The following is a 6,000-nucleotide window of genomic DNA, read 5'->3' as shown; positions in this document are numbered from 1 at the left end:
AAAAGTGTTACCTATGTCCCCGAACGTTTGTTACCACTCTCCCAGGTCTGTACAATTATCTGACCAGGGGGGTTCATATTTTGAACAGGTATATGACGATTCCGTCAGCCCTCTTTTGACGGATTTGTCGGGCTGCGGGCGGATAAATCAGAGGGCGGATAAATCAGAGGGCGGATTAATAAGCGGCTCGCTCCTACTCAAACCTGAAGCTCCCGACCATATTTTCGAACTCGCCCGTCAGGGTCGAATAAGTCGGATAGCATGTGAACACGGCGCGCTTTCCGGCGTCGACGAAGTAGATCGAGTAGATCACCTCCTCGCCCGACTCGCCGTCGTCGAGCCTCTGCCACACCTTCTTGGCCTTCTTCCCGCCGATGTCGAAGTCGTCGATCTTCATGATGTTCTTCGTCTGCGTGATTATCCCGGCGAGCGACTGGCTCTTGTCGGGGAATATCCACGCCTCCATCTTGAGCGTGTCGGCCGGGAAGTAATGGAAGCTCTGTATGCGGGGGTCGTCGGGGCGGTAGCTCTGGACGGCGAAGTAGTTCCCGCCGTCGCGGACGGCCTCCTTAAGCGTCTCGTATTCTTCGAGGTCTGTCTGGAGTATCCAGCTTTTGGGGTAGTCGATCGTAAACCCGTGCCTGCTCTTGTACGTGTTCACGGGCGGCGGGGCCGCGCCGTTCTTCGGCTCGGCGTACGCCTCCGCGCCGTGGCAGAGCATCGCCACCAAAAAGAGGGCAGGCGCTATCTTCGTCAGGCTCATCCGACCGGGCTCACTCGCTGTAAACGAACATCATCATTTTCTCATATTTTTTGTCACAAAGCATCAGGCTGCGCTTTTCGGGGAACGATTCTATCTCGTCGATGGCGTCCGCGAGCCTGACGGGCCGGACGTCGTCCCTCGTGACGACGAGGTTAAGCTCCTCCTCGTCCGGGAAGAGCGAGCGCACCTTCATCTTCGCCCGGGCGTACTGCTCCGCCGAGCCGTCGCCTTCGAGCGACCATTCCATGTTCTCGTTCATCCAAATCTCGATCCTGAGGTTCATTCGTGTTTCTCCCCGGCCTTACCTGAACGCCGGTATGACCTTCTCGGCGAAGAGCTTCAAATGCGGCCTCGCCCACTCGGCCGGCATCCCCGGCGGTATCGCCCACGAGGTGAGGTGAGTGGCGGGCACCTTCGCCAGCCGCTCCTTTATGATGCCTATGCACGTGTCGGGGTCGACGACGATGAGCCTGCCGAGCTTCCGGAGATGCGCCTTGTCGCGGATCATATCGTAGAGGCCCGGAAAGCCCGCTTCCGTAAGCCATTCGTTGTACTTGTTCACCTGGTATATCACCCCGTCGGCCGCCTCGTCCCACGTCTTCTCCGGGTTCTCGGACACTATAAGCCAGTGTATGCAGTCGGCGATGCGGAGGTTTTCCGCGGGCTTTCCGGCCTCGGCGAGCTCTTCGAGGTAATACCCGTAGAGCTCCTCGACGTCGCCCCCGCAGTTAAAGAACCCGTCGCCGAACCTGACGGCGCGCCTGAGCGACGCCCTGACGAACCCGCCGAGCCATATCGGCGGCCCCGGCTTCTGGACCGGTTCGGGCGAGATCGCGACGTTGCCTACCGTGTGATGCTTCCCCTTGAAATCGAGCTTCTCGCCGGCCCAGAGGCGCTTTATTATTTCGAGCCCCTCGTCCATGCGCCCGGCCCTCTGGTGTATGTCGATGTCGAGCCCCCTGAACTCGTCCACCTTGTACCCGACCCCCACGCCGAGCTCGAACCTCCCGCCGGATATGACGTCCACCGTCGCCGCGTCCTCGGCCAGCCTCACGGGATTGTAAAGCGGAAGGAGCGCGACGCCCGTCGCTATGCGTATCTTTTTCGTGCGTGCAGCAACAGCGGCCGCGATCGGAAAGAGGGAAGGGGCGTAGCCGTCTTCCGTGAAGTGGTGCTCCGACAGCCACACGTAATCGAATCCGATGTTCTCGGCCCAGGCTATCTGGTCGAATATGTCCGCGTAGACCTTCTCGTAGGGCCTCCGCCACCGGGGCGGATTCCTGAAATCGTAAAAGATCCCGAACTTGAGTTTTCCGTCGTGATCGATGGGCATTTCGTCACCTCGCATGCGTTTTCGTCGTATCCGTATTAGTGTAACGGAAGGAGGCGGGGTGCAAAGAAAAAGGGGTTAGCATAACTATCCCTGTTTTAAACAGTCGGATATTTTATGATTTACGCTTTGAAGCAATCTTGAGTTGTTCTGTGTAGTCTATTCTCGCCCCAGAGAAAAAAACGAACTGAATACGATTTACCTTGTTCGAAATTCGAATTATCTACTGATACCGTATAGGCTGGATTTTCATCTGCAATTCTTACATTTTCGGAGTAATAAAATGGCAATGGTATAATTGTTCGCCCATTATTTCCATAGGTCACTGATTTACAACAATATTCTGCGATCTCGTTTGTTGATTTAACGATCTTCCCAAGTTTGCTTGTTTCCGAGAGGCTATTGAAACTTTTTACTGGACATTCATCTTCTGGGCTTATTAATAGCAATGCGTTGTTTATTACCTTAGCTTTTAAGCTTTTATTGAATACTTGAGTTTTGATGAGTATCGTGCCTTTATGAGTTTCTTGTATCGTTAAAGATATGTGGAGATAGCTGGAACGCAAGTCTCTGATTTTCCAGATTAAGGCTACTATGCCGGGTATGGCTCCAAGTATTGCTATAAGAGTTTTTGAATCAATATTGAGACAGGCCATTTTATTAATTAAGACGACCTAATGTTACATTCAGTCCTTTTCTATATAAAAAGGGAATTTTGTACACTGTCATATTATTTGTAGATTCTTTTAAAAAAAGTCCTATGGAAGCGAGGTCGCTCATTATTTCTTGCCAATTTTTGCCAAGAATTCTTGCTAAGGCTCTTTCTGTGTATTCTGATTTTTGCCCTTCAAATTTCAATATATGCTCTTGTAAGTGTGGGAATTCTGCGTCTAAAACAGTGTCTCGTTTTCTTTTTGATAGCTCTTCTAACCCATAACGAATTGATTGACTGTCAATTATTGAGTTGCTCTCTCCTGATGGATTAGACAGGATCTTATTGGTTTGATTCTGTTTGGCAACTGTCAGTAAATCAATAACATCGCGTGGCGTAACAACGTTATTCCCATCTTTTGTGTGATTATATATCCACTTCAATGTTTTGCTTTGGTTGCTTCCTACAAAAACTTGAGGTGGGAAAACTTTGTAGAAGCATTCAATTCTATATTCATGGCTACTATTTAATTTTTCTTTGTTAACATCCAGAAATATCCTAAGTTCTTCACCAGCGAACAACCGTTTTACAATCATCGTTAAGATTTGGTCTTGCGACCAGCGTAGTGTGTCTGCCTTTCGAGATGTAACATGTGTTAGAGCAGTAAATCCTTCCTTTCCATACACTACTTGCTGTAAGATGTCATCTCTTAGAAAAACTTTTAATCTAATACAATCGGTTTCAAAGATTCTTATAGTTTTGAGTAAACCACGCAAAGCCTTTCTCTCGAGATCTGATCTTCGGGGAAATATCTCATCTAACCTGTCAATCATAAACCACACGCTTAAATTCGCCTTTTTTAATATAGCTTCCAAGCTTTCTCGAATTTTCTCAGAATATTGTGGTATCTCTTTTTCCAAATTAGTTTCGGATGAGCTTAAATTACCAAAAAGATCGAGTTCAAATTCTCCGATGTCTTGAGGAGGTTTATACTTTAATCTTGGGCTTAATTTCTTTAGCGAAGATAAAGTCCATCCTAATATATCAGACAGCGTCCTTTCTTTTTGTATTTCAGGGATGTGAGATTCGAAGCAAATTTTCTTAAAGTGTGTTATTTCAGAGGAGCAGTTTTTTAACGATTCTTTATAAAGTGGGTTTTTAATTAATTGTTCGTTTGCAAGCGATATGATATATATGCACCAAAAATTCACAAAATCATCTTCTGATAATTGCTGAAATTCTTGATTAAAAGCATGGAATACTTTATCACCATGATGGTTAACACCGTGTGCAATTACAACCTTTCTGTTATCTAATAGTACATCAGGCAAAAATTCTACAAAAATTCTATATAAAGCACTTTTCCCGGAACCCTTAGTGCCTGGAATTAAATCTATTCTATCATTCCACAAGTCACTAAAGACCGAAGTATCGACTCTAGATGTTTGTAATAATGTGTCTTGTTCTGCAATTGACGAGCCTAGGTCTATTCCTTGTATTATTTCCTTAATATCTTGATTTCTGAATGCCACGTCATTCCCCTATACTCATAAAAATATTTTAATCTAATAATACATTGTGCCAATTAAAAAAGGTAGAATGTTCTTAAAACGTCTTTCTTGTGTTGTGCTTATAGCCAAGTTCTTACGGTATGGGTAAAGACTAATGCATAGTGGAATGTTCTTATCTCAAACCCGGGATGAAGAAGTCATCGCGCTCCTGACGACGGCCTTCAGCGCGTCGAAGTCTATCTCGTCCCTGTCCCTGAAATTGAGGCAGCCCTTGCCCGACTTGATACCGGGATGCCCTTCCTTGTAGAGGGCGATGTGGCCGGTATCGCACGTGTAGAACGATATGTAATCTTTCCGGTTGGCCACCGCCACCCAGCCGCCGGCCGTCTCGAGCGTCGGCATGCCGTTCTTTACGGATATCATGACGCCCGGATACCATGCCCTCACGTGCCCTATGAGCTCCTCGATCCTGCCCCGCCTTTCGGGCGGGACGCCCGCCATGTATTCGTCTATCGTCACCGCACTCTCCCCTGGGCAATAGAATTATTATATAAATTACTGTTGCGGATGGAAGCGCGGCGGATATATCGTCGGAGGTCGAAATGGAAATCGGGGGCGGCATTGCCGGAATAGCCTGAAAGGCGATACTGCACCACTCGCTCAGCTTTTGCGGACTGCGTATTTATGTATCCAGCCGCCAAGCTCCTTCCTGCTTTTCTCCCCGGAAGCGACCGATAGAATAAGGCGCTCCTGTTCGTCTATGCTGGCGGTAATTTCATAACCATTCAGAACGAGGAATGTTTCCATTGCCGCGTGTCCTATACGTTTGTTGCCGTCTATGAACGGATGGTTCGAGATAAGCGAAAATCCGAGCGCTGCCGCCTTTTCGAAAACAGTCGTATAAAGCTCTCTGTTATTGAAGACCATTCTTGGCTGAGCGACACAGGACGATAACATTCCCATGTCGCGCACGCCAGCCAACCCGCCCGATTTCTCCATTATAACTTCGTAGATTCTGAGGACTTCGTTCAGGGTGAGGTATCGCATCAGGAAAGGCGTTTGTACAACTCGGCGTTCTTATCCAGAATGTGCTTCAGGGCGAGCTCGAAATCTTCATCGGGTCTTCCGATTATTTCGCCGATAGTGAACTGAATCAGCTCTTCCTTGGATACACCGAGCCTGTCGGCCTTCCTGCTTATCTCCGTAATCAAGTCGTCTGAAACATCGAGGGTAATCCTGCTCATTTGCACGCCTCCGCGTCCTTACAATAGCATAAAACGGATTCCGGGATTTCGCAATCAGGGCCGGATCATACGGTGATTCCGGTGCTGTCGGCTATCCTTCGATGACCCCTACCACGATCTCTTTCAGCCTTTCCTTGTCCGTGTCGTGCATGTCGAGCGTCAGCGGCTCGCCGGACTCGCCCGGCACGCCGATGAGCACCTGCTCCGAGCCCTCGGGCCAGCATACCGAGACGTATCTGCTCGTCCCGCCGGGGAATATCACGTATATGCCGTGCACTTCGGCGACGTCGGGGGCGTCCTTCGTAAGAAACTCTTTCGCATGCACGCCGGCCTCGTATCCCTCGCGCGCGTTGTATTCCTCCAGAATCTCCTCGACCGCCGGGCCGACCACGTACTCGAAATACTGCTCCGCAACTTCGTGAACGTCTTTCATGGCTTCACCTCGCCGCTCGTATTTCATATTCCCCTGTGAACAAGCATAACGGATAAGCGGGGGAAGC

At 48.9% G+C, this 6,000-nt stretch carries 9 protein-coding genes; all 9 read right to left on the bottom strand.

Going from position 1 to position 6,000, the window contains the following annotated elements:
- Positions 1-193: 193 nt before the first annotated feature.
- Positions 194-763, bottom strand: coding sequence for a hypothetical protein (locus tag PKC29_14420; protein ID HML96614.1), 570 nt, complete (start codon positions 761-763; stop codon positions 194-196).
- Positions 764-773: 10 nt separating this feature from the next.
- The gene (locus PKC29_14415; GenBank protein ID HML96613.1) at positions 774-1,046 is read right to left on the bottom strand and encodes a hypothetical protein; all 273 of its coding nucleotides are present in this window, start codon (positions 1,044-1,046) and stop codon (positions 774-776) included.
- An 18-nt stretch (positions 1,047-1,064) separates the two neighbouring features.
- Positions 1,065-2,096: an LLM class flavin-dependent oxidoreductase gene (locus tag PKC29_14410; GenBank protein HML96612.1), complete on the bottom strand. Its 1,032-nt coding sequence runs from the start codon at positions 2,094-2,096 to the stop codon at positions 1,065-1,067.
- A gap of 119 nt (positions 2,097-2,215) precedes the next feature.
- Complete coding sequence (locus tag PKC29_14405; protein ID HML96611.1) at positions 2,216-2,749, bottom strand: hypothetical protein; 534 nt, start codon at positions 2,747-2,749, stop codon at positions 2,216-2,218.
- Positions 2,750-2,753: 4 nt separating this feature from the next.
- The gene (locus PKC29_14400; protein ID HML96610.1) at positions 2,754-4,277 is read right to left on the bottom strand and encodes a hypothetical protein; all 1,524 of its coding nucleotides are present in this window, start codon (positions 4,275-4,277) and stop codon (positions 2,754-2,756) included.
- Positions 4,278-4,433: 156 nt separating this feature from the next.
- Entirely contained in the window at positions 4,434-4,775 is a 342-nt protein-coding gene (locus tag PKC29_14395; GenBank protein HML96609.1) for a DUF1801 domain-containing protein, read from the bottom strand.
- Between the two features lie 141 nt (positions 4,776-4,916).
- Positions 4,917-5,303 carry a type II toxin-antitoxin system death-on-curing family toxin gene (locus PKC29_14390; protein HML96608.1) on the bottom strand — a complete coding sequence of 129 codons (387 nt, stop codon included), beginning with the start codon at positions 5,301-5,303 and terminating at the stop codon, positions 4,917-4,919.
- Positions 5,303-5,500 carry a DNA-binding protein gene (locus PKC29_14385; GenBank protein ID HML96607.1) on the bottom strand — a complete coding sequence of 66 codons (198 nt, stop codon included), beginning with the start codon at positions 5,498-5,500 and terminating at the stop codon, positions 5,303-5,305. Before PKC29_14385 ends, PKC29_14390 begins: the two co-directional genes overlap by 1 nt.
- Positions 5,501-5,591: 91 nt before the next feature.
- Positions 5,592-5,933 carry a hypothetical protein gene (locus tag PKC29_14380; GenBank protein HML96606.1) on the bottom strand — a complete coding sequence of 114 codons (342 nt, stop codon included), beginning with the start codon at positions 5,931-5,933 and terminating at the stop codon, positions 5,592-5,594.
- Between the last annotated feature and the right edge of the window lie 67 nt (positions 5,934-6,000).

Source organism: Thermodesulfobacteriota bacterium, from assembly GCA_035325995.1.
In the GTDB taxonomy this organism is placed as follows: domain Bacteria; phylum Desulfobacterota_D; class UBA1144; order Nemesobacterales; family UBA2774; genus JADLGH01.
Note: the sequence above shows the minus strand (reverse complement) of the source record. Positions and strands in the feature narration are given on the sequence as shown.

Excerpts from the sequence above, each read along its gene's own strand:
- PKC29_14420 (HML96614.1), bottom strand. The coding sequence starts at position 763 with ATGAGCCTGACGAAGATAGCGCCTGCCCTCTTTTTGGTGGCGATGCTC.
- PKC29_14415 (HML96613.1), bottom strand. The coding sequence starts at position 1,046 with ATGAACCTCAGGATCGAGATTTGGATGAACGAGAACATGGAATGGTCG.
- PKC29_14410 (HML96612.1), bottom strand. The coding sequence starts at position 2,096 with ATGCCCATCGATCACGACGGAAAACTCAAGTTCGGGATCTTTTACGAT.
- PKC29_14405 (HML96611.1), bottom strand. The coding sequence starts at position 2,749 with ATGGCCTGTCTCAATATTGATTCAAAAACTCTTATAGCAATACTTGGA.
- PKC29_14390 (HML96608.1), bottom strand. The coding sequence starts at position 5,303 with ATGCGATACCTCACCCTGAACGAAGTCCTCAGAATCTACGAAGTTATA.
- PKC29_14385 (HML96607.1), bottom strand. The coding sequence starts at position 5,500 with ATGAGCAGGATTACCCTCGATGTTTCAGACGACTTGATTACGGAGATA.
- PKC29_14380 (HML96606.1), bottom strand. The coding sequence starts at position 5,933 with ATGAAAGACGTTCACGAAGTTGCGGAGCAGTATTTCGAGTACGTGGTC.